Origin of the sequence: Streptomyces sp. col6 (assembly GCF_008042035.1) — a bacterium.
Classification (GTDB): Bacteria; Actinomycetota; Actinomycetes; order Streptomycetales; family Streptomycetaceae; genus Streptomyces.
Genome location: NZ_RDBL01000002.1, coordinates 579,432 through 601,235 on the forward strand (window position 1 = coordinate 579,432; position 21,804 = coordinate 601,235).

Sequence of the window (21,804 nt, forward strand, 5' to 3'; positions counted from 1 at the left end):
CAGCTGGTGAAGCCGATCGTGCCGATGGTGGCCATGTTGGCCCCCGTGGCGCTGGTCGCGGCGACGTTGCCCGCGGTCACGCTGGAGGAGGCACACGTCAGGGTCGCGGCGGGGAGGACCGTGAAGCAGGGCTGTGACGTGGGGCGTTGAGAGGCGGCGGGGATCATGCCGTCACCGGATGAGCAGGCCGGCCGGATCGGCGCCGGAAGAACTGCTCACTTTTCGATAAAAAATCGGCGTGCCGTACTCGCCCCGCAAACAATTTCTGAGAGGGGATGACGAGTGTAGAGATTCTTTGTTCCAGCGTGTTGCGGAGCGACATTACTCGCCCGTAGCGTCATCGCCGAACGCAAGAGGTCGCGCAGTCCGTCAGGTCGGACTGCCACATTCCTGTCTCGTGACCCCCACTCCGGGAGCGCCGCTTACCCGGCCGGAAGTGGCCCCCCGGTGTAGGTCACACACCCTCGAAGGGAACCGGATTCCGTGAACACCCTTGCACGTAGAGCCGCCATCATCGCCACCGCCGCCAGTGCCGCCCTCGGGATGGCCGCCACTTCGGCGTCCGCCGGCGCCACGGCCTCGTGGTCGGCGACCCCGAACGGCGCGTACACCGCCAGCGCGACCAGCCCCACGCTGACCGTCCCCGCCGCGACCCTGACGTGTGCCTCCTCCAGCGTGACCGCGGGCAACGTCGCCGCGACCAGCGCCACGGGGGCCAACATGGCCACCATCGGCACGATCGGCTTCACCAGCTGCTCGGTCGGCGGCATCAGCTTCACCGTCTCCATGACCGCGACGCCGTGGACGATCAACGTCACCGGGGTGGACCCCGCGAACGCCAACCGGGTCAAGGGCAACGTCACCGGTATCTCGGCCCACATCAGCGGCTTCGGCTGTGCCGCCGACTTCAAGGGCAAGGCGTACGGGTACTACGACAACAGCACCGGCAGGCTGGTCATCGACGGCTCGGGCACGGAGCTGAAGGCGTCCAACGCCAACTGCCTCGGCCTGATCAACAACGGCGACGTGGCCTCCTTCAAGGCCTCGTACCTCGTCAAGGTGACCTCGACGGGCACCTCGCCGAAGATCACGACGCCGTAAGGCCCCAGCACCACACGGGTACGGGTCGGCCGCGGAGCGTCTTCGCGGCCGGCCCGGCCTTCTCGTTGGGGGTGCCGCCGAGACGGCGCCACGACCTAGAGGATGTGAGTTCGTGAACTTCCCCGCACGACGATTCACCGTCGTGGCCGCCACCCTCATCACAGCCCTCGGGACGGCGGTGTCCTCGGCCTCGGCCGGTGCGACGGGCTCGTGGAGTGTGACGCCGGCAGGGGCGTACACCGCTGTCCATGCCGTCCCTTCCACGTTCAATTTCCCGAGCATGATCGTGGCGTGCGGCTCCTTTGACGTGACTGCTGGGAAGCTCGAAGCGACCGGTACGACCGGCGGTGGGATCGGTACGATCGACGCCATCACCATCCATGACTGCTCGGTCGGTGGCATCGAGTACATCGTGACGAAGAGCGCGTCGCCGTGGGCCATCAGCCTCGTCGGGCAGAACCCTGCCCATGCGAACTGGGTGGACGTCAGCATCAAGAACGTCGCAGCCAACTGGTATGGATTCGGCTGCACCATTGATTTCAAGGGCACGCTCCACGGGCACTACGAGAACGACACGGGCAGGCTCGTCATCGGTGACACGTCCGGTGACCTGCTCGCCTCCAACGCGAACTGCCTGGGCCTCGTCAACAACGGCGATGTCGTCGAGCTCAGGGCATCGTTGCGCATGGCCATGGCCTCGACCGGCAAGGCGCCGGTGATCAGGGCGCTGTAGGGCGCAATGCACAGGCACGGTCGACCGCGCCACCGCAGTTGTACAACCGACGCACCCCGTGGAGGACAGGCCCGATATGCACACTCAGATACCCGTACCCCGTGCGGGGCGTTCCGTGAGAGTCGCCTCCGTCGCCGGGCTCGCCCTGCTCGCTGGTCTGTTGTCCGGCGGAGGTTCGGCCGCTGACGAGACCACCGGACCGGCCGGGTTCGCCGCAGCCTGTGGGGCCGAGGACAGCGACACGGGCACCGTGACGGCAGGGGTCGGCGTTGCGGTGGACGTGCCGGCGACCGGCGAGGTCGGCCGCCCGGTACAACCGGGGCCCGTGACGCTCACCGTCACCCTCTCGCGGGCGGATCTCGCGGAACTGCTGCCGGAAGGCACCGAGGCGTTCGTGAGCCGGGCGGCGCTCAAGGTGGAGGTCGCCCAGAACGGCGACTCGGCAGAAGCCTCTTGGGAGCTGCACGCGCCGAGCACCCCCCTTCCCGCCGACGGTGACGTGGCGCTCGTCCACTCCGGGGACGTCCCCTACGTGACACTGGGGTCCGCAGGTGATGTCGATTTCTCCGTCAAGGAGCTGACGATCGAGCTGCGGGCCGCCACGGCCGAGCCCGAGAAGACCGCGCCGCCTCTGACCACGGTCATGTGCCGGTTGAAGGAGGGTGAGAACGGACATCTCGCGACCACGCGTGTGACCGACGGCGCCGGCACCGACCCGTCGGGCACCTCCGAAACGCCCACGACTCCGAAGGGCGGCTCCGGGCGGGCGACGGACAAGGACATCGCCGTGGAGCCGGCGACAGCCGAGGGCGACGAGGACCCCGACTACTGTCCTGTCGAACCGCCGGTGGGAGAGGTGGACGCGAGCGAGGCACCGCAGCCCCCGCCGGGTGACCCCGTGTCGACCTTTGAGAACCCCAACCCGCAAGCCAGCTGTGCCAACGCGGCAGGTCTGGCCAACGTGTTCAAGATGGACGGGGCAATGATCATCAATGACCCGGCCGATCATCCCGCACTCGTCAGTGTGAAGACATTGACGCACGTGACCAGCCGACCGCCCGACGCGGCGGGCGGGTATTACATCCGGATCGACAACCTCGCGAACCTTGAACTCCCGGATGCCGATTCCACCTTTCTCGCCTTCGGCTTTCAGCCGGTGACGGCGAAGGTGTCGTTCGAGAACAGCCCCATCACCATCTCGACGGGCAACGTGGGCACCGAAGCGTTCTCCACGGCCTACTTCCATCAGTCCCTGCGCCTCCACGATGTCGAGATCAACGGCACGCCCTTGGACGTGGGCAGCAACTGCAGGACGTCGAAGCCGTTCAAGGTGGTACTCAACGGCGGTGCGGCGTATGTGAACGTAGGAGTGGGCGGCCGCCTGGACGGCGAGGTCACCATCCCGCCCTTCACCGGCTGTGGGACGGGCGGCGAAGACCTGAATCCGCTGTTCACCGCTTCGATCTCGGGGCCCGGGAACCGGGTCTTCATGAATCAGGCTTCGACCTGTATTCCGACCAATCCCGAAAACTCCTACTGCCCGCCCCCTCCGGCGGAAATACCCGGCGAAGAGCGGGCGCAGTAGCCCGCCCGCCGCACCCCGAAGGGGCCACCTCCGCGAGGGAGGTGGCCCCTTCGGGCGCTGGACGCCAGGACGGCTACCGCGCCGCCGAGTGCCAGTACTGCGACATGACCTTGCCCGCGTTCGGGGCGATGTCACCCGGGGCGGCCATCGCCGCCACGTCGGTCTGTGCGCTGTTCAGTGTGACGCTGTTCTTGCCCGCGGCCGAGGGCAGCCCCGTCTTCAAGTTGACCGCCCAGTTCAACGAGCCGAGCAGGCCGCAGCCGTTGGTTCCCGGGACCGCGTACGTCGTGTCGGTCTGGGTGGCGCCCTGGAGGCTGAGCCGGCTCATCGGGCCGTTCGGGTCCGGGGTTCCGTCGCCGGCGAAGTTCTCGCTGGTGACGGCCGGCTGGGTGAGGTTCTGCGGCTTCAGCAGGATCGGGTCCGAGGCGGAGCCGATGTAGCACTTGTCGCCGAGGAGCGAGTTCTGCAGGTGGATGCGGACCGGGAGGGTGATGATCGGCTTGCCGGTGGTCGCGCCCGCCAGGAGCTGGAAGCCGGTCGGGGTGTTGACCGACTCGATGGTCGCCGTCACCCGGTTCAGGTTGACGTCGGAGAGCGTGTTGCAGATGCCCGTGATCACGGGGATGTCACTGGGGCACATCAGGCCGAGCAGACCGCCCGGCACCTTCGCGGAGTCCGCGACGAGTGCTCCCCCCTTCGGGGAGACCACGGTCGAGACGGCGCCCGGGTGGTTGACCACGCCGATCTGGAGGTCGCTGGCGCCGAACGGCACCACGGTGTTGCCCAGCTTGATGGAGCCGCTGGCCGAGTGCGAGGAGACGCAGATGGCGATGTCCGTAGCCCCGTCCGCCGCCAGCATGGCGGGGTCGTCCACCGGACAGCGACTGAAGGGCGCCCAGTCGCCGTTCAGCTGGGTGGCGGCCGTGGCCGACCCGATGGAGGCGATGGCGGCGAGAGCGGTGAAGGAGGCCAGCAGCCCCACACGTACCCGGTTCGAGGTTCTCATGTCTTCCCCTTGTTTCCGATGTGCGCAGCGAATTGAGCACGGAATGCGGAATGCGGGTGGCGGGACGGCGTCGGACGGGTCCGATACGAAATCCCATTCACCGAGCCGTGAGGTTACTGGCGAGAAACACCGCGACACAATCCCGTCGTATGAGAATCTATGGACGGGATGTGCATCTCCGTCAGCGATGAGTACGGGATCCGGTCTTCTTGTCACTTCGTGCGCAGACCCTCGCGGGCGCCGCCGCGACTCCGGGCGGCCAGATATGCGGAATCCTGACTGTCACTTGTGCATACGGGCCGGTCCCGAGTGCTTCTTGATGCGCCGTGCGGCGTACGCGCGCCGCCGGCCTGCCCCTGAACTTGTCACCCGGCGATAGTTTTTCCGGCCGCTCTGCTCAGTCGATGAGAAAGAATCAACCCCTTCGCGCCCTCGCGCGAAAAGTTGATGACCTGGTATTGCGGCCCAGGTTACCCACCCGTAGCGTCGCCTCCGTCAGCAGCTCCTCCGGCGCGTCCGGAGATTGCTCACCCGTCGGCAGGGAGCCCGGACTTGTGTCCGGCCTCCCTGGGCCGCGGGGTTCCGGCCTGCACCGACGGACGGCAGTGCGCAGTACTTCACAAGATCGGAACCGGAATTTGTCATCCGATGACAAACGGACCGGATCTTTGCGAATGGGCTGTTCAAGGGCTTGTCCTGGCGGTGCCGGTGAACTTAACGTGCGCCCCTCGGCGCATTTCTGTCACTTCGTGAGCGCATGCAGGAGGTGGGATGGGAATCGAAGTAGTGGTCGAAGGGCTCACCAAGTCATTCGGCAAGCAGAACATCTGGCAGGATGTGTCGCTCACGCTTCCCGCAGGCGAGGTCAGTGTCATGCTCGGCCCGTCCGGGACGGGAAAGACAGTGTTCCTCAAATCCATCATCGGCCTGCTCAAACCCGAACGCGGGCGCGTTCTCGTCAATGGCGTCGACATGGTGAACGGCGCTGAGCGGGACATCATGGAGGCGCGCAAGCTCTTCGGTCTCATGTTCCAGGACGGCGCCCTTTTCGGTTCGATGTCGCTTTTCGACAACATCGCGTTCCCGCTCCGGGAGCACACCCGCAAGAAGGAATCCGAGATCCGCCGCATCGTCATGGAGCGGATCGACGTCGTGGGCCTCCTGGGCGCGGAGAACAAGCTCCCCGGTGAGATATCCGGCGGCATGCGCAAGCGCGCCGGCCTGGCGCGGGCTCTCGTCCTCGACCCGCAGATCATCCTCTGCGACGAACCCGACTCCGGCCTCGACCCGGTCCGCACCGCGTACATCTCCCAGCTCCTCGTCGACCTCAACGCGCAGATCGACGCGACGATGCTCATCGTCACCCACAACCTCGACATCGCCTCCACCGTGCCCGACAACATGGGGATGCTGTTCTGCCGCAACCTCGTCACCTTCGGGCCGCGCGAGGTGCTGCTCACCAGTGACCTGCCCGTCGTGAACCAGTTCCTCGCCGGCCGCTGCGAGGGGCCCATCGGCATGTCCGAGGAGAAGGACGCCGCCACCCTCGCCGCCGAGGAGCTCAACGGCTACAGCCAGGGCATCAGCTCGGCCAATGCCCCGCGCACCGTCGTCCCCCAGCTGGAGCCCTCCCCGGGCCTGCCGGTGCGGCAGGGCGCCCTGCGCCGCCGGGAGCGGGTGATGTCGATGCTGGGCGAGCTGCCGGAGGCGGCCCGTACCGCCATCCTGAACAGCTACAGCCCGGCCGTGGGCGGTGGACGCCTGTGACCGCCCCCATGCCCGTACGGCCCCCCGACGAACCGGAGCCGGTGGACCGGGCCCCGGAGCCCGCGAAGGCGCCCGAGGCGCCGCGCCCCAGCAGGCTCGCCGCGCCCCTGCGCGAGACCGGGCGGCTGTTCGCGCTGGCCGGCACCGTGGCCCGGGAGACCTTCCGCCGGCCTTTCCAGGTGCGGGAGTTCATCGAGCAGTTCTGGTTCGTCGCCAGCGTCACCATCCTGCCCGCCGCCCTTGTCTCCATCCCGTTCGGCGCGGTCATCGCCCTCCAGGTCGGCTCGCTCACCCAGCAGCTCGGCGCCCAGTCCTTCACCGGTGGCGCCAGCGTCCTCGCCGTCATCCAGCAGGCCAGTCCGATCATCGTGGCCCTGCTGGTCTCCGGTGCCGCCGGTTCCGCGATCTGCGCGGACCTCGGCTCCCGGAAGATCCGCGAGGAGCTGGACGCCATGGAGGTCATGGGTGTCTCGCCCGTGCAGCGCCTGGTCGTCCCGCGCGTGCTCGCCACGATGCTCGTCGCCGTCATGCTCAACGGCCTCGTCTCCGTCGTCGGCACCCTCGGCGGCTACTTCTTCAACGTGATCCTGCAGCACGGCACCCCGGGCGCGTACCTCTCCAGCTTCTCCGCCCTCGCCCAGCTGCCCGACCTCTATGTCAGCGAGGTCAAGGCGCTGATCTTCGGCTTCATCGCCGGCATCGTCGCCGCCTACCGCGGCCTCAACCCGCGCGGCGGCCCGAAGGGGGTGGGCGACGCGGTCAACCAGTCCGTCGTCATCACCTTCATGCTGCTGTTCTTCGTGAACATGGTCCTCACGGCGATCTATCTGCAGATCGTCCCCGCGAAGGGGAGCTGACCCATGTCAATGCTCGGCTGGCTCGACCGATCCGGTGACCAACTCACCTTCTACGTACGGGCACTGATCTGGATACCGCGCACCCTGCGCCGCTACCTCAAGGAGATCCAGCGCCTGCTGGCCGAGGTCGCCTTCGGCAGCGGTGGCCTAGGGGTCGTCGGCGGCACCATCGGCGTGATGATCGTGATGACCCTGGCCACCGGCACGGTCGTCGGCCTCCAGGGTTACGCGGCCCTCAACCAGATCGGCACCGCCGCCTTCACCGGCTTCATCTCCGCGTACTTCAACACCCGCGAGATCGCCCCGCTCGTCGCCGGACTCGCTCTCTCCGCGACCGTCGGGGCCGGCTTCACCGCGCAGCTCGGCGCCATGCGCATCAACGAGGAGGTCGACGGCCTCGAATCGATGGGTGTGCGCTCCATGCCCTACCTCGTCACCACGCGCATCATCGCCGGCGTCGTCGCCATCATCCCGCTGTACGCGATCGGGCTGCTCTCCTCGTACGTCGCCTCCCGCTACGTCACTGTCCTGTTCAACGGGCAGTCGGCGGGCACGTACGACCACTACTTCAATCTCTTCCTGTCCCCGGCGGACGTGCTCCTTTCGGTGTTCAAGGTGCTGATCTTCAGCGTGATGGTGATCCTCGCCCACTGCTACTACGGCTTCCACGCCACCGGCGGTCCCGCCGGGGTCGGGGTGGCCGTGGGCCGGTCCGTGCGTAACGCGATCGTGCTGATCAGCGTCACCGACTTCTTCCTCTCGCTCGCGATCTGGGGCGCCACGACGACGGTGAAGGTGGCCGGCTGATGACATCCCGCGCCACCAGGACCACCACCCGCAGAACCGCGGGAGTCGCCTTCTTCCTCGTGCCCGCCGTCCTCATCTGGGTCTCGGTCTCGGTGTACGAGAAGGACTTCACCGACGACGCGACGGTCACCGTACGCACGTCGAGCGTCGGCAACGAGATGCACGAGAACGCCGACGTGAAGCTGCGCGGCGTCGTCGTCGGCCAGGTCCGGAACATCGCGGCCGACGGCGAAGGGGCCCGGCTCACTCTCGCGATCAAGCCGGACAAGCTCGACCGCATCCCGGCCGACGTCACCGCCCAGATGCTGCCGACCACCCTCTTCGGGGAACGGTTCGTCGCCCTCGTACCGCCCGCCGTGCCCTCCACGAAGACCCTCGGCGCCGGCGACGTCATCCCGCAGGACCGCTCCAGCAACGCCATCGAGCTGGAAGAGGTCCTCGACAACGTCCTGCCGCTGCTGACCGCGGTGAAGCCGGAGAAGCTGTCCGCGACCCTCGACGCGGTCTCCACGGCGCTTGAGGGCCGGGGCGAGAAGCTGGGCGACACCCTCGTGAAGCTGGACGCCCACCTTCAGAGGTTCAATCCCCAACTCCCCACGCTCAACGATGACATCAAGGAACTCGTCAAGGTCAGCCGGCTCTACGCGGACTCCGCCCCCGACGTCCTGGACGCCCTCACCGACTTCACCACCACCAGCGGCACCCTCGCCGAGCAGCAGGCGAACCTCGCGAACGTGTACGGCTCCACCACCGCGTCCGCCCGCGACGTCACCGCCTTCCTCCAGCGGAACAAGGACAACCTCATCCGGCTCGCCGCCAGCGGCAGGCCCACCCTGGAGACCCTGGCGAAGTACTCCTCGGAGTACCCCTGCACCCTGCGCACCGTCGCCAACTTCGTACCGGCGATGGACAAGGCCCTCGGCAAGGGCACCGACCAGCCCGGACTGCACGTCACTCTCAAAACCGTGCCGTCCAAGGGCAAGTACGTCGCCGGCAAGGACACCCCGGTCTACAACGCCACCGGCGGACCGCACTGCTACTCCGTCCCGTACGTCGGCGCGACCGTGCCGACCGCCGACGCCAGGACCACCGCCGACAACACCCCGGCGGACCTCGGCCCGGACCCGGCCACCCCGTCGGAGGTCCCGGCCGCGAATCCGTCGCTCGGCATGCCCAACTCCCCGCAGGAGAGCCGGCTCGTCAACGAACTGGTCGCTCCCTCACTGAAAGTCCGGCCGCAGGCCCTGCCCGAATGGAGCAGCGTGCTCATCGGTCCGGCCTTCCGCGGTGTGGAGGTGAAGCTCAAGTGAAGCGCCGCTCCGTCGCGGGACCGCTCGCGAAATCGATCGTCTTCATCGTGGTGACGAGCCTGGCCACCACGGTCCTGGCCCTGTCCATCGCCAACACCGGTGTGGGCGAAACTCGTTCGTACAAGGCCCGGTTCACCGACGCGACCGGCCTCATCGCCGGCGACAGCGTCCGCGTCGCCGGTGTCAAGGTCGGCCAGGTCGAGTCCATCGAGGTCGCGGACCGCCGGGTCGCCGAGGTCCGCTTCAGCGTCCGCAAGAGCAAGAAGCTGCCGGCGTCGGTCACCGCGTCGATCAAGTACCTCAACATGGTCGGCCAGCGGTACATCGACCTGGACCAGGGCGCCGGACCCGTCGGGGAGAGCTTCACCCCGGGCTCCACCATCCCGCTGTCGCGCACCACCCCGGCGCTCGACCTCACCCAGCTGTTCAACGGCTTCCAGCCCCTCTTCGAAGGGCTCTCGCCGCCGGACGTCAACGAGCTGGCCGGCTCCATCGTCCAGGTGCTCCAGGGCGAGGGCGGCACCGTCGACTCCATCCTCCAGCACGTCGGCTCGCTGACCGGCACGGTCGCCGCCAAGGACAAGGTGATCGGCGAGGTGATCAAGAACCTCAACACGGTCCTGAAGACCGTCAACGACCGGGAAGCCGGCTTCAACGACCTCGTCGACACCCTCCAGGCCCTCGTCACCGGCTTCGCGGGCGACCGCAAGCCCCTCGGGGAGGCCGTCACCGCGATGGGCGCGCTCACCACGGTCACCGCGGACCTCTTCGAGGACGGCCGCAAGCCCCTCAAGGACGACATCAAGCAACTCGGCCGGCTCTCCGGGAACCTGGCCGACAACACCCCGAAGATCGAGAACTTCCTGCAGAAGACCCCGGCCAAGATGGCGGCCATCAGCCGTCTCACCTCGTACGGCTCCTGGCTCAACCTCTATCTCTGCGAGGCCAAGGTCAGCGGCGTGACGACCAGCGACGGCAGCACCCCGCCGACCGGCATCGAGATCACCCAGCCGAGGTGCCTGTCATGATCAAGCCGATACGCCACCGCAATCCCGTCGCCGTCGGCATCGTGGGACTCCTCCTGCTGGCCCTCATCGGGTTCGGCGCCTTCCGGGCCGACTCGCTCCCCTTCATCGGGGGCGGCACCACCTACAGCGCCGACTTCACCGAGTCCGCCGGACTCGGCGAGGGCGACGAGGTCCGCATCGCCGGCGTCAAGGTCGGCAAGGTCACCGGCGTCTCTCTGGACGGCGCCAAGGTGAAGGTCACCTTCAAGGTCAAGGACGCCTGGATCGGCAACGCCAGCACCGTCGGTATCGCCATCAAGACGCTCCTCGGCGAGAAGTACCTCGCCGTCGACCCGCTGGGTGACTCCCCGCAGGACCCGGACGAGCGCATCACCGCCTCCCGCACCACTTCCCCGTACGACGTCACCCAGGCGTTCAACGGACTGGGCGAGACCATCGGGGAGATCGACACCGAACAGCTCGCCAAGAGCTTCGAGACGATCTCCGCCACCTTCAAGGACTCCCCGCCCGACGTGAAGAGCGCCGCCAAGGGACTCTCCGCGCTGTCGAAGACCGTCTCCGAACGCGACGCGCAGCTGGCGACCCTGCTCAAGGGCAGCAAGAAGCTCACCAAGACCCTCGCCAACAAGAAGAGCGGCTTCGAAACCCTCCTGGAGGACGGCAACCTGCTCCTCGGCGAGATCCAGGCGCGCCGCGACTCCATCCACCTGCTGCTCACCGGCACCCGCGACCTGGGCACCCAGCTCACCGGTCTCGTCTCCGACAACAACAAGCAGCTGAAGCCGACGCTCAAGGCGCTCGGCCGGGTCACCACGGTCCTGAAGAAGAACCGCAAGAGCCTCGACCAGGTCCTCGCGCTCGCGGGCTCCTACAACCGGCTGGTCGGCAACACCCTGGGCAACGGCCGCTGGTTCGACAACTACGTCTGCGGTGTCGTCCCGAAGAACTACCTGCCCGCGAACACGCCCCCGGCGACCGGCTGCATGCCTCCGAAGCAGGAAGGCGGGCACTGAGATGAGACTCACCCGCGTCATCGGCATCGGCGCCGGCCTCCTTGTCGTGGCCGTCGCCGCCACCTCCGGCGTGATGGCCCTGGAGGAGGAGGAAGGCACCACCGTCACGGCCTACTTCGACCAGGTCACCGGCGTCTACGCCGGGTCCGACCTGCGCATACTCGGCGTACGCGTCGGCCGCGTCGAATCCGTGGAACCGCGCGGCAAGGACGTCAAGGTGGTCCTGCGCATCGACAAGGGCGTCCAGGTCCCCCAGGACGCGCACGCCGTCGTCGTCGCGCCCAGCCTGGTCGCCGACCGGTACGTGCAGCTCGCCCCCGCCTACACCGGGGGAGCGGTCATGAAGGACGGCGCCCAGCTGCCCGCCGCGAACAACGCGACCCCGGTGGAGGTCGACCAGCTGTACGCGTCGATCACCGAACTGTCCACCGCGCTCGGTCCGGACGGGGCGAACGCCGACGGTGCGTTCGCCGGCCTCCTGGACACCGGGGCCAAGAACCTCAAGGGCAACGGCAAGGACATCGGCGACTCCATCGAGCAGTTCGGCAAGGCGACGAAGACCCTGGACAAGTCCAGCGGCAACCTCTTCGACACGCTGTCCTACCTGCAGACCTTCACCACCATGCTGAAGGACAACGACGGCAATGTCCGCGCAGCCGAGGACCAGCTCAACTCCGTCACCGGCTTCCTCGCCGACGACAAGAAGAACCTCGGCGCCGCCCTCAAGGAACTCGGCACCGCCCTCGGCCAGGTCAAGACCTTCATCAAGGACAACCGGGGCGAGCTCAAGAAGAACGTGGACGCCCTCGTGCCGATCACCCAGGCCCTCGTCGACCAGCGCGCCTCGCTGGCCGAGTCGATGGACGTCCTGCCGCTCTCGGCGGGCAACGTCCTGAACGCGTACGACCCCGAGCACCGCACGCTCAACGGCCGGACCAACCTCAACGAGCTCAGCATGGGCGGCCCGCTCCTGGACTCCACCCTCGCCCTCCAGGGGCTCTCACCGGTGGACGCCGAGCGGCAACAGGCTCTCCCCGCACTGCCGTTGCCGGCCGTGGGCACGGTCTACGGCACCCCGAAGGACGCCAAGCCCGGCAAGGACACCAAGGCCGCCAAGGACGCCAAGGGGGCGAAGCAATGAGCCGCACACCGCGCAGACCCGCGGCCCTCGGGACCACGAGCGGGACGGTACTGGTCGCGTTCGGCCTGTGCTGCACCCTCTTCGTCACCGGATGCGGAGTCCCGCACTTCTCCGGCATCGAGGACGTGCCGCTGCCCGGCGGCGCGGACCTCGGCGACCACCCGTACCAGATCACCGCGGACTTCGGGGACGTGCTCAGCCTCGCCCCGCAGTCCTCGGTCAAGGTCAACGACGTCGCCGTCGGCCGCGTCACCAAGATCTCGCTCGCCCCGGACGGCTGGCGGGCCCGGGTCACCATGAAGGTCAACGGGAAGATCGACCTGCCCGCCAACGCCTACGCCCACCTGGAGCAGTCCAGCCTCCTCGGCGAGAAGTACATCCAGCTCGCACCGCCCGCCAAGGGCAAGGAACAGGGCACCCTCGCCGACGGCGACCGCATCCCGCTCACCCGTACCAACCGCAACCCCGAGGTCGAAGAGGTCTTCGGCGCCCTGTCCATGCTCCTCAACGGCGGCGGCGTCCAGCAGCTCAAGACCATCACCACCGAGCTGAACAAGGCACTGGCCGGGCAGCAGCCCCAGGTCAAGTCCATGCTCCACCGGGTCGACAAGCTCGTCACCAACCTCGACGACCACCGCGGGGACATCACCGCCGCCCTCGACGGCGTCAACCGGCTCTCCAGCACGCTCGCCGGACGCAAGCAGCAGGTCGGCACCGTCCTCACCAAGCTCAGCCCCGGCATGAAGGTCCTGGAGAAGCAACGCGGCTCGCTCATGACGATGCTGCGGTCCCTGGACACCCTCTCGGACGTCGCCGTCACCACCATCAACAAGAGCAAGGCGGACACCATCGCCGACCTCAAGGCCATCGCCCCCACCCTGCGGGCCCTGGCCGACTCCGGCAACGACCTGCCCGACTCCCTCCAGGTGCTCCTCACCTACCCGTTCACGGACGAGGTGCTGCGCGGCGTGAAGGGCGACTACCTCAACGTGTACCTCGACCTGACGGCCGAACCCGGCACCCAGATCATTCCCGCCTACAACCCCGACCCGGAGACCGGGACGCCCGCGCAGGGCAAGGCGGTCGCCGGTGCCGGACTGCCGCTGCCCCTTCCCGCGACCTCGGCGCCCACGACGAGCCGGCCCACGGACTCGAAGGGGAGCAACTGATGATCACCCTCGCCATCCGGCTCAAGAACATCGCCTTCCTGATCATCGCCGTGCTGGTCCTCGGCTTCCTCGGCGTCCGCTACGCCGACCTCGGCCACTACATCGGCATGCGCGACTACTACACCGTCACGATGCAACTCCCGCGCACCGGCGGCCTCTTCACCCACTCCAACGTTACCTACAGGGGCGTCTCGGTCGGCCGGGTCGGACCCATCGAACTCACCGACGACGGCGTCGAGGCCGAGCTGCGGATCGACAAGTCCGCACCCCGCATCCCCGACGACCTCAAGGCCGTGGTGGCCAACCTCTCCGCCGTCGGCGAGCAGTACGTCGACCTGCGGCCGGCCCGTACCGAGGGCCCCTACCTCGCGAACGGCTCGGTCATCGACGAGGCCGAGACCACCGTCCCGGCGCCCGTGACCGACGTGCTCACCAGCGTCAACGACCTCACCTCCTCGGTCGACCTGGAGTCGCTGCGCACCGTCGTCGACGAGTTCGGCACCGCCTTCAGCGGGCGCGGCGACGACCTCCAGGTCCTCCTGGACACCGGCAGCGAGTTCGTCGACGCGGCCGACGACGCCCTGCCCGTCACCACCAAGCTGATGGAGGACGGCAAGACGGTCCTCCGTACCCAGGTCGAACAGGGCGAAGCGCTCAAGGGGTTCGCCTCCGGTGCCAAGGAACTGGCCGCCCAGCTCAAGGGCTCCGACACCGACCTGCGCAAGTTGATCGCCGCCGCCCCCGACGCGACCAGCCAGATCAGCGGACTGCTCCGGGACGTCGAACCCAGCTTCGGCGTCGTCGTCGCCAACCTCCTCACCACCTCCGACGTCGCCGTCACCCGCCAGCGCGGCCTGGAGGAACTGCTCGTGAAGCTCCCTGCCGTCGCGGCGGCAGGGTCCAGCGCGGTCGACGAGGACGGCGCACGCTTCGGCATGTCGATCACCTTCTTCGAGCCGCTGCCCTGCACCGCCGGCTACGAGGGCACGACCTACCGCAACGGCCTTGACCTCTCGCCCGCCCCCCAGCCCAACACCAAGGCCCGCTGCGCCGCCTCGCCCGGCACCGGCATCGACGTCCGGGGCAGCGCCAATGCCCCCAAGGGCGGCCCGCTCCCCGAACCGGCGAAGGCCGGCGCGCTGCACCTCGGGGACACCGACGACGACCCGCTGCCCGGAGTGCTCGGCGCCAGGTCCGACGCGGCACCGGTGCGCGGCATGGCCGGGCTGCTCGGCCTGGGACAGGAGGACGGCGAGTGAACCCCCGTAACCGCACGCTCGGCGGCTGGGCCGTCCTGCTGATCGCGGCGCTCGTCTGCGCCCTGGGCGGCTGGTCGTACGCCCAGGTGCGCGGCGACGACGACCTGTCCTACTCCAAGAGCCGCGACGCCGCCCTCGCGGACGGCCGGCAGGCGCTGGCCCGGCTCAACAGCCTGGACGGCAAGGACGCGACGAGCGTGGACGCCGGTCTCTCCGGCTGGCTCGACTCCGCCACCGGGCCCCTGTACGACCAGCTGAAGCGCACCCGCAAGAAGGACGCAGCCGACCTCAAGCAGGCCGGCGCCACCGCGCGCGGCAAGGTCACCGACGCCGCGCTCACCGAACTCGACGACCGCACCGGCACCGCGCTGATGATCGCGACCGTCGACGTCGAGGTCACCCCGCGCACCGGCAAGGCCGGCACCGAGCGCAAACGCTTCGAGGCCACGCTCGCCCGGACCGGGGACGGCTGGAAGATCAAGGCGCTCACGGCGCTCGGCATAGGGAGCGGCGCATGACCACGGATGTCGAGGACAACGAAGACACCGCGACGGCGGCCGGCGAGGAGCCGGAGGCCGCACCGGAGGCGCCCGAGCCCGCGGACGACAACGGCTCGCGCCCCGTCCGGCGTTGGCCGCGCGTGCTCGCCGGGGTGCTCGTCGTCGCGCTGCTCGCCGCCGGGGCCGTCATGTACGCGGCGGGCCGGCAGCTGCGGGACACGCCCGCCACCTCCAACCGGGCGCTCACCGACAGCGCGGCGACCGCCCAGGTGGCCGGCGAGGTCACCAACGCCCTCGGCAAGGTGTTCTCGTACAGCCCCGACGGCACCGCCGCCACCAAGGCGTCCGCGCAGAAGCTCCTCGCGGGCAAGGCGCTCCAGCAGTACGCGGCACTGTTCGGCCAGGTCGAGAAGCAGTCGGCCGACCAGAAGCTCACCCTCACCACCCATGTCGTGCGCGCCGGGGTCACCCGGCTGACGCCCGACAGCGCCCATCTGCTCGTCTTCCTCGACCAGGTCTACGAGCGCAAGGGCAAGGCCGCGAGCAAGGCGGCGGCGCAGCTCTCCGTCACGGCCCAACTGCGTGAGGGGCACTGGACGATCGTGGAGATCACCTCCCGGTAGCGCGCCGACGGGCACCACCGCACCACCGAGCACGGACAGCACAGCACGGCGGGACCGCCGGCAGGGAGAGGCAGCGATGGCACGGGTAGCGATGACGAGGAATCCGCTGGTGACGGCGGCGATCGTGCTGACGGTCGCGGCGGCCGGCGCCGCGGGCTGGGGCGGGGTGTCCCGGTACCAGGAGGCACACGACAGCTCGGCCGCGTACGCCCAGACCCGCGACGACGTGCTGGCCGCGGGCGAACAGGCCGTGCAGAACATGAACACGCTCGACCACGCACAGCTCGACCAGGGCCTCGACACCTGGGAGGACTCCACCACCGGGGACTTGCACCAGCAACTCGTCGAAGGCCGGAGCGGGTTCGTGAAGCAGATCCAGGAGGCGAAGACCGTCAGCACCGCCAAGGTGCTGGCCGGCGCGGTCACCGAGCTCGACGACCGGGCCGGGAAGGCCGGGGTCATGGTGGCGCTGCGGGTGACCGTGACCGCGCCCAAGGGCAAGCCCGCGGTGAAGGAGAGCCGGATGCTCGGCCAGCTCACCCGCACCCCCGACGGGTGGAAGCTCAGCGCCCTCGGCCAGGCGCCCGTCGGCAACACCGCCGGCTGACACCCCCGCCCCCGCACCGAGAGGAACCCGGACATGTCGACGACCCGTCACCTGGTCAACCGCCGGCGCCGCCTGGCCACCGTCGCCGCCGCGACCACCACCGCCCCGGCCCGCGCCCGCACCGGGAGCGGACCCGATCCGGAGAAACCCGCCGGCACCGCGAAGGACGCGGCCGAGGACATCACCGAGCACGAGGAAGAGCCGGAAGCGGAGCACGAGGGGAGCGCGCCGGAGGCGGAGAAGGCCACCGCCCGGCGTCTGCGGCGCCCGAGCCTGCCCGTCGTCCTCTGTGTCGTCATCGTGCTCCTCGGCGCCTTCGCCGCCTGGGCGTTCACCTCGGCGGCGAGCCTGCGCGACGACCCCAGCCGGCAGAACACCGCCCTCACCGACATCAGCCGCACCAGCGAGGTCAAGGGTCAGATCACCGAGGCCGTCGGCGCGGTCTTCTCGTACGACTACGCGTCGCCCACCAAGGCGCAGACGGCGGTGACGAAGTACCTCACCGGCAAGGCGGTCCAGCAGCACGAGGACATGCTCGCCGAGGTCCGGGCGCAGGCACCGAAGCAGAAGCTCGTGCTCACCACGACCGTCACCGACAGCGGCGTGGAGATGCTCGACGGCGACCGGGCCCGGCTGCTGATCTACGCCGACCAGCGCAACACCCGTACCGGCAAGTCCGAGGAGACCACCTACGCCGCGGCCATGTTCAGCGTGGACGCCGTCCGCGAGGGCGGCAGCTGGCGGATCTCCGCGATCGACACGTTCACCCGGTGACCTGCCGGAGGCGACCCCACCAAGGAGAGCACGCATGAGGTTCAACGGCACCATGCGCCGCGGACTGGGCGGCACGGCGGCAGCCGTCGCCGCGATGGCCGCGCTCACGGCGTCCCAGGCACCCCAGCTCGTCGCCCACAAGGAGACCCCGAAGCATCGGCAGGAGGCCGACGACGTCACCTGGTCCGAGGTCCCGAACGACGACTCGTACCACACCGAACTCCCGCCGCTGAAAAGCCCGAAGCCGCCCAGGAAGGGCGAGAAGCAGAGCCCGGCGGCCAAGCAGTCGTGGGCCGAGGCGGGTATTCCTGCCACTGTGCTCGCCGCCTACCGCAGGGCCGAGAGCACGATGGGGCACAGCGATCCCGGCTGCCAGCTGCCCTGGCAGTTACTGGCGGCGATCGGCAAGGTCGAGTCCGGGCACGCGGCCGGCGGCCGGGTCGATCAGCAGGGCACGACCCGCTCGCCGATCCTCGGCCCGGTCCTCAACGGCGCGGGCTTCGCCAACATCGCGGACACTGACTCCGGCGCGTTCGACGGGGACGCGACGTACGACCGGGCGGTGGGCCCGATGCAGTTCATCCCCTCGACCTGGGCACACTGGGGCCGGGACGGCAACGGCGACGGACGCCGCGACCCGAACAACGTGTACGACGCGGCGCTGGCCGCAGGCGCCTATCTGTGCGCCGGGACGCGCGACCTGTCGATCCCCTCCGACATGAACCGGGCGATCCTCAGCTACAACCACTCAGAAGCGTATCTGCGCACGGTGCTGTCCTGGCTGGAGTTCTACCGCAGGGGCATCCACCCGGTGGCCGACGGCACAGGCCCGATCGCGAAGAGCCCCGGTGCCGGCAGCCCGGCCAAGCCCAAGCACCCGGTCGGCGGGTCCGGGGTGGTGCTCGGGTCCGGGCCGTGGGTGCCGGGTGGGGTGGGGCGGGTGCTGGTGCTGGGCTGCGGGCCGACCTCGATGCCGCCGCCGCCCTTGGAGCCGGACCCGAGCCCGACCACGACGAAGCCGGACCCGGGCTGCACGACGGCCGGCCCAACGCCCGACCCGACTGAGACCACCGACCCCAGCGGCTCGCCCTCGCCCGACCCCACGGACACCGACGAGCCCTGCACCAGCCCCACGCTGCCGCCCACGGCGGACTGAGACCCGGGCGGCGGCCGGGTGTTCCGAAGGGCTCAGCCGCCGCCCGCCAGCACCTGGGCGAGGTCGTAGCGCACGACCTCCTCCAGCTGCGCGTACGTGCAGCTGTCCGGCGTACGGTCCGGCCGCCAGCGCCGCCACTGGGCCGTGTGCCGGAACCGGTCGCCCTCCATGTGGTCGTACGCCACCTCGCAGACCCGCTCCGGCCGCAGCGGCACCCAGGACATGTCCTTCTTGCCGGACCAGCGGCTCGGGGCGCCGGGCAGCCGGGCGCCCTCGTGCGCCTCGGCCTCGGCCCAGGCGCGCCACGGATGGTCCTCGGCACCGGTCAGCAGGGGCTCCAGCTCGGTGACGAGTTCGGCGCGGCGCTTCATCGGGAAGGCCGCGCACACCCCGACGTGCTGGAGCGCGCCGCTGTCGTCGTACAGTCCGAGCAGCAGCGAGCCGACGACCGGGCCGCTCTTGTGGAGGCGGTAGCCGGCGACCACGCAGTCGGCGGTCCGCTCGTGCTTGATCTTGTACATGGACCGGACGTCCGGCCGGTACGGAGCGTCGAGCGGCTTCGCCACGACCCCGTCGAGACCCGCGCCCTCGTACTGCTCGAACCACTCCTGGGCGCGGGCCGGATCGGTCGTCGACGGGGCCAGGTACACCGGCGCCGATGCCCCGGCGAGCGCCGCCTCCAGGACCCTGCGCCGGTCCGCCTGCGGGGTGTCCAGGAGCGAGTCGTCGCCCAGCGCCAGGAGATCGAAGGCGATCAGCGCGGCCGGCGTCTGCTCGGCCAGCAGCCGCACCCGGGAGTCGGCGGGATGGATGCGCTCGCCGAGCCGGTCGAAGTCCAGCCGCCCGTCGTGCGCGACGACGATCTCGCCGTCCACCACGCAGCGCTCCGGCAGGTTCTCCCGGAAGGCGGTGACCAGTTCGGGAAAGTACCGGGTGAGCGGCTTGCCGGTCCGGCTGCCGATCACCACCTCGTCACCGTCCCGGTGCACGATCGCCCGGAAGCCGTCCCACTTGCCCTCGTACTGCATGCCCGGCGGAATGCGCTTCACGGACTTGGCGAGCATCGGCTTCACGGGCGGCATCACCGGCAGATCCATGAACCGATTGTGAACCGTACGGCGACCGGAGTCTCCCGATATGCGGCATATGTGTGCCCGGCCTACCGTGGCCGACATGGCAGCAGCGGGCACAGCGGTGGAGCTGGAAGCGGCCGGACGGCCGGTCCGGCTGTCCAATCCGGACAAGGTCTACTTCCCGGAGAAGGGCTACACGAAGAGGGACGTCGCCGAATACTTCCTCGCCGTGGGCCCCGGCATCCTGCGCGCGCTGCGCAACCGGCCCACCACCCTCCAGCGGTTCGTGGACGGCGTCGAGGGCGAGTTCTTCTACCAGAAGCGCGCCCCCAAGAACCTCCCCGACTGGATCCCCACCTCCACGATCGCCTTCCCGAGCGGGCGGTCCGCCCGGGAGATGTGCCCCACCGAGGTCGCCGCCGTCCTCTGGGCCGCCAACCTCGGCACCCTCACCTTCCACCCCTGGCCGGTCCGGGGCGGTGACACCGACCACCCGGACGAACTGCGCATCGACCTGGACCCGCAGCCCGGCACCGATTACGCCGACGCGGTCCGCGCCGCCCAGGAGCTGCGCGGCGTCCTCGACGAGCACGGGCTGCGCGGCTGGCCCAAAACCTCCGGCGGGCGCGGCCTGCACGTCTTCGTCCCCATCGAGCCGCGCTGGACGTTCACCGAGGTCCGGCGCGCGGCCATCGCGGTCGGCCGCGAGCTGGAGAGCCGGATGCCGGACCGGGTCACCACCGCCTGGTGGAAGGAGGAGCGCGGCGAGCGGATCTTCGTCGACTACAACCAGACCGCCCGCGACCGCACCATCGCCTCCGCCTACTCCGTACGGCCCTTCCCGCACGCCCCGGTCTCCGCCCCGCTGCGCTGGGAGGAGCTGGACGACGCCGAACCCCGCGACTTCGACCTGCGCACCATGCCCGTGCGGTACGCGGAACACGGCGACGTGCACGCCGACATGGACCAGGAGGCGTTCCGCCTCGACTCGCTGCTGGAACTCGCCGACCGCCACGCGAGCGACGGCGGCCCCGGCGACCTGCCCTACCCGCCCGAGTACCCGAAGATGCCCGGCGAGCCGAAGCGCGTGCAGCCGAGCCGCGCCCGCCGCGACAAGGACGACGAGGCGTGAGCGAGCCGGAGCACGGGGCGCACGGGCGGCCGCTGACCCGGGGCCAGAAGTGGCAGGGCTTCAAGGAGTCCCCGTACTTCCCGGCGATCGTCCTGCTGTTCATCCTCTCCGCCGCCGCCGGGCTCTTCGCCGGCTCCTACACGTACGCCATGGCCAACCCGACCCCGCACAGCGTCCCCACCGCCGTGGTCAGCGAGCCGGACACCGCGCGCGGCCGGGAGTTCGTCGCAGGGATGGACAAGGCCCTGGACGCCTCCCTGGTCATCCACGTCTTCCCGACGGCCGCCGCCGCGCGCCGGGCGCTGGAGGAGCAGGAGGTCTTCGCGATCGTGCGCTCCGGCGACCGGGGCGTGTCCCTGGACGTGGCCGCCGCTTCCGGGGCGGCCGTGGCCCAGCTGCTCGCCGAGTCGGCCGTGAAGGTGGGGGACACCCTCGGCATCCCGGTCGCCGTGCAGGACATCAAGCCCCTGCAGAAGGGCGACCCTCGCGGGCTCGCGCTCTTCTACATCTCGCTCGCCGCGGTGATCGTCGGGTTCGTGGGCTCCATCCAGCTCAGCGTGCACGCCCGGTCGTTGATCCCGCTGGAGCGGATCGGCTTCACCGTCGCGTACTCGCTCCTCGGCGCCTTCGCCATCGCCGCCGTCGTCGACTGGCTGCTGGGCGCGGTGGATCTGCCGTTCGTCGAGTCCTGGCTGATCCTCGCGTTCACGATGTTCACCTCCGGCATGGTCTTCACCATGTTCAACACCCTGATCGGCCGCTGGGCGATGCTGCCGACCTGGGGCGTGATGGTGCTTCTGGGCAACCCCTCGTCCGGCGGAGCGGTCTCCTGGCCGCTGCTGCCCTCGCTCCTCGGACACATCGGACGCTGGCTGCCCCCGGGAGCCTCGGTCAACGCCCAGCACACCGCCGTCTACTACCAGGGCCACCAGCGCGTCTTCCCGTATCTGGTGCTGGCGGGCTGGGCACTGGTCTCGTGCACCGTCTTCTGGGTGTGGCGCCACCGGCACCCCGGCGGCCGTGAGCACATGCCGCAGCACGCGGCGACGCTCACCTGATCCGCCGCACGGCATTTCGCGACTCGCCCACGGCCATGGCGGCCCCGGGGCGGACTTTGTCCTTACTGTGGGTAAGCGATTTTCCCGTATCCCTTACGGGGCGTC

21 protein-coding genes are annotated in these 21,804 nt (G+C 69.5%); 19 read left to right on the forward strand and 2 right to left on the reverse strand.

The window, feature by feature from the left end:
- Positions 1 to 483: 483 nt before the first annotated feature.
- The 3 genes from EAO73_RS36310 (at position 484) to EAO73_RS02695 (ending at position 3,419) form a co-directional block, all read left to right on the forward strand.
- Positions 484 to 1,101 carry a hypothetical protein gene (locus EAO73_RS36310; RefSeq protein ID WP_224756149.1) on the forward strand — a complete coding sequence of 206 codons (618 nt, stop codon included), beginning with the start codon at positions 484 to 486 and terminating at the stop codon, positions 1,099 to 1,101.
- A gap of 112 nt (positions 1,102 to 1,213) precedes the next feature.
- A complete protein-coding gene (locus EAO73_RS36315) occupies positions 1,214 to 1,834 on the forward strand; it encodes a hypothetical protein (RefSeq protein WP_224756150.1) in 621 nt (206 codons plus the stop codon).
- Positions 1,835 to 1,949: 115 nt separating this feature from the next.
- Positions 1,950 to 3,419, forward strand: coding sequence for a DUF6801 domain-containing protein (locus EAO73_RS02695; RefSeq protein ID WP_224756151.1), 1,470 nt, complete (start codon positions 1,950 to 1,952; stop codon positions 3,417 to 3,419).
- 73 nt (positions 3,420 to 3,492) lie between these two features.
- Here EAO73_RS02695 and EAO73_RS02700 read toward each other — a convergent pair whose 3' ends face one another.
- Positions 3,493 to 4,425 (reverse strand): hypothetical protein, encoded by a 933-nt coding sequence (locus EAO73_RS02700; RefSeq protein ID WP_191133907.1) that lies wholly within the window; start codon positions 4,423 to 4,425, stop codon positions 3,493 to 3,495.
- Between the two features lie 771 nt (positions 4,426 to 5,196).
- Between EAO73_RS02700 and EAO73_RS02705 the strand changes: the two genes are divergently transcribed.
- The 14 genes from EAO73_RS02705 to EAO73_RS02770 all read left to right on the forward strand — a co-directional run bounded on the left by EAO73_RS02705 (position 5,197) and on the right by EAO73_RS02770 (position 18,436).
- Positions 5,197 to 6,192 carry an ABC transporter ATP-binding protein gene (locus EAO73_RS02705; RefSeq protein WP_147969828.1) on the forward strand — a complete coding sequence of 332 codons (996 nt, stop codon included), beginning with the start codon at positions 5,197 to 5,199 and terminating at the stop codon, positions 6,190 to 6,192.
- Entirely contained in the window at positions 6,189 to 7,049 is an 861-nt protein-coding gene (locus EAO73_RS02710) for an MlaE family ABC transporter permease (RefSeq protein ID WP_147969829.1), read from the forward strand. Before EAO73_RS02705 ends, EAO73_RS02710 begins: the two co-directional genes overlap by 4 nt.
- Before the next feature lie 3 nt (positions 7,050 to 7,052).
- Positions 7,053 to 7,856, forward strand: a complete 804-nt coding sequence (locus tag EAO73_RS02715; protein ID WP_147969830.1) for an MlaE family ABC transporter permease — start codon at positions 7,053 to 7,055, stop codon at positions 7,854 to 7,856.
- Positions 7,856 to 9,166 carry an MCE family protein gene (locus EAO73_RS02720; protein WP_147969831.1) on the forward strand — a complete coding sequence of 437 codons (1,311 nt, stop codon included), beginning with the start codon at positions 7,856 to 7,858 and terminating at the stop codon, positions 9,164 to 9,166. The genes EAO73_RS02715 and EAO73_RS02720 overlap by 1 nt, the downstream gene beginning before the upstream one ends.
- Positions 9,163 to 10,194, forward strand: a complete 1,032-nt coding sequence (locus tag EAO73_RS02725) for an MCE family protein (protein ID WP_147969832.1) — start codon at positions 9,163 to 9,165, stop codon at positions 10,192 to 10,194. Before EAO73_RS02720 ends, EAO73_RS02725 begins: the two co-directional genes overlap by 4 nt.
- Positions 10,191 to 11,207, forward strand: a complete 1,017-nt coding sequence (locus EAO73_RS02730; protein ID WP_147969833.1) for an MCE family protein — start codon at positions 10,191 to 10,193, stop codon at positions 11,205 to 11,207. Before EAO73_RS02725 ends, EAO73_RS02730 begins: the two co-directional genes overlap by 4 nt.
- Before the next feature lies 1 nt (position 11,208).
- A complete protein-coding gene (locus EAO73_RS02735; RefSeq protein WP_147969834.1) occupies positions 11,209 to 12,348 on the forward strand; it encodes an MCE family protein in 1,140 nt (379 codons plus the stop codon).
- Positions 12,345 to 13,517 carry an MCE family protein gene (locus EAO73_RS02740; protein ID WP_147969835.1) on the forward strand — a complete coding sequence of 391 codons (1,173 nt, stop codon included), beginning with the start codon at positions 12,345 to 12,347 and terminating at the stop codon, positions 13,515 to 13,517. The genes EAO73_RS02735 and EAO73_RS02740 overlap by 4 nt, the downstream gene beginning before the upstream one ends.
- Entirely contained in the window at positions 13,517 to 14,776 is a 1,260-nt protein-coding gene (locus EAO73_RS02745) for an MCE family protein (protein ID WP_147969836.1), read from the forward strand. The genes EAO73_RS02740 and EAO73_RS02745 overlap by 1 nt, the downstream gene beginning before the upstream one ends.
- Positions 14,773 to 15,294 carry a hypothetical protein gene (locus EAO73_RS02750; protein WP_147969837.1) on the forward strand — a complete coding sequence of 174 codons (522 nt, stop codon included), beginning with the start codon at positions 14,773 to 14,775 and terminating at the stop codon, positions 15,292 to 15,294. The genes EAO73_RS02745 and EAO73_RS02750 overlap by 4 nt, the downstream gene beginning before the upstream one ends.
- Positions 15,291 to 15,899 carry a hypothetical protein gene (locus EAO73_RS02755; RefSeq protein WP_147969838.1) on the forward strand — a complete coding sequence of 203 codons (609 nt, stop codon included), beginning with the start codon at positions 15,291 to 15,293 and terminating at the stop codon, positions 15,897 to 15,899. The genes EAO73_RS02750 and EAO73_RS02755 overlap by 4 nt, the downstream gene beginning before the upstream one ends.
- Before the next feature lie 76 nt (positions 15,900 to 15,975).
- Entirely contained in the window at positions 15,976 to 16,506 is a 531-nt protein-coding gene (locus tag EAO73_RS02760) for a nuclear transport factor 2 family protein (protein WP_224756152.1), read from the forward strand.
- Between the two features lie 33 nt (positions 16,507 to 16,539).
- Positions 16,540 to 17,280, forward strand: a complete 741-nt coding sequence (locus EAO73_RS02765; RefSeq protein ID WP_147969839.1) for a nuclear transport factor 2 family protein — start codon at positions 16,540 to 16,542, stop codon at positions 17,278 to 17,280.
- Between the two features lie 34 nt (positions 17,281 to 17,314).
- The gene (locus EAO73_RS02770; RefSeq protein ID WP_147969840.1) at positions 17,315 to 18,436 is read left to right on the forward strand and encodes a lytic transglycosylase domain-containing protein; all 1,122 of its coding nucleotides are present in this window, start codon (positions 17,315 to 17,317) and stop codon (positions 18,434 to 18,436) included.
- 32 nt (positions 18,437 to 18,468) lie between these two features.
- Here EAO73_RS02770 and EAO73_RS02775 read toward each other — a convergent pair whose 3' ends face one another.
- Positions 18,469 to 19,533: an ATP-dependent DNA ligase gene (locus tag EAO73_RS02775; protein WP_147969841.1), complete on the reverse strand. Its 1,065-nt coding sequence runs from the start codon at positions 19,531 to 19,533 to the stop codon at positions 18,469 to 18,471.
- 97 nt (positions 19,534 to 19,630) lie between these two features.
- Here EAO73_RS02775 and ligD point away from each other — a divergent pair, with 97 nt between their 5' ends.
- Positions 19,631 to 20,641 carry a non-homologous end-joining DNA ligase gene (gene ligD, locus EAO73_RS02780; protein WP_147969999.1) on the forward strand — a complete coding sequence of 337 codons (1,011 nt, stop codon included), beginning with the start codon at positions 19,631 to 19,633 and terminating at the stop codon, positions 20,639 to 20,641.
- Positions 20,638 to 21,699: an ABC transporter permease gene (locus EAO73_RS02785; RefSeq protein WP_147969842.1), complete on the forward strand. Its 1,062-nt coding sequence runs from the start codon at positions 20,638 to 20,640 to the stop codon at positions 21,697 to 21,699. Before ligD ends, EAO73_RS02785 begins: the two co-directional genes overlap by 4 nt.
- Positions 21,700 to 21,804: the final 105 nt, after the last annotated feature.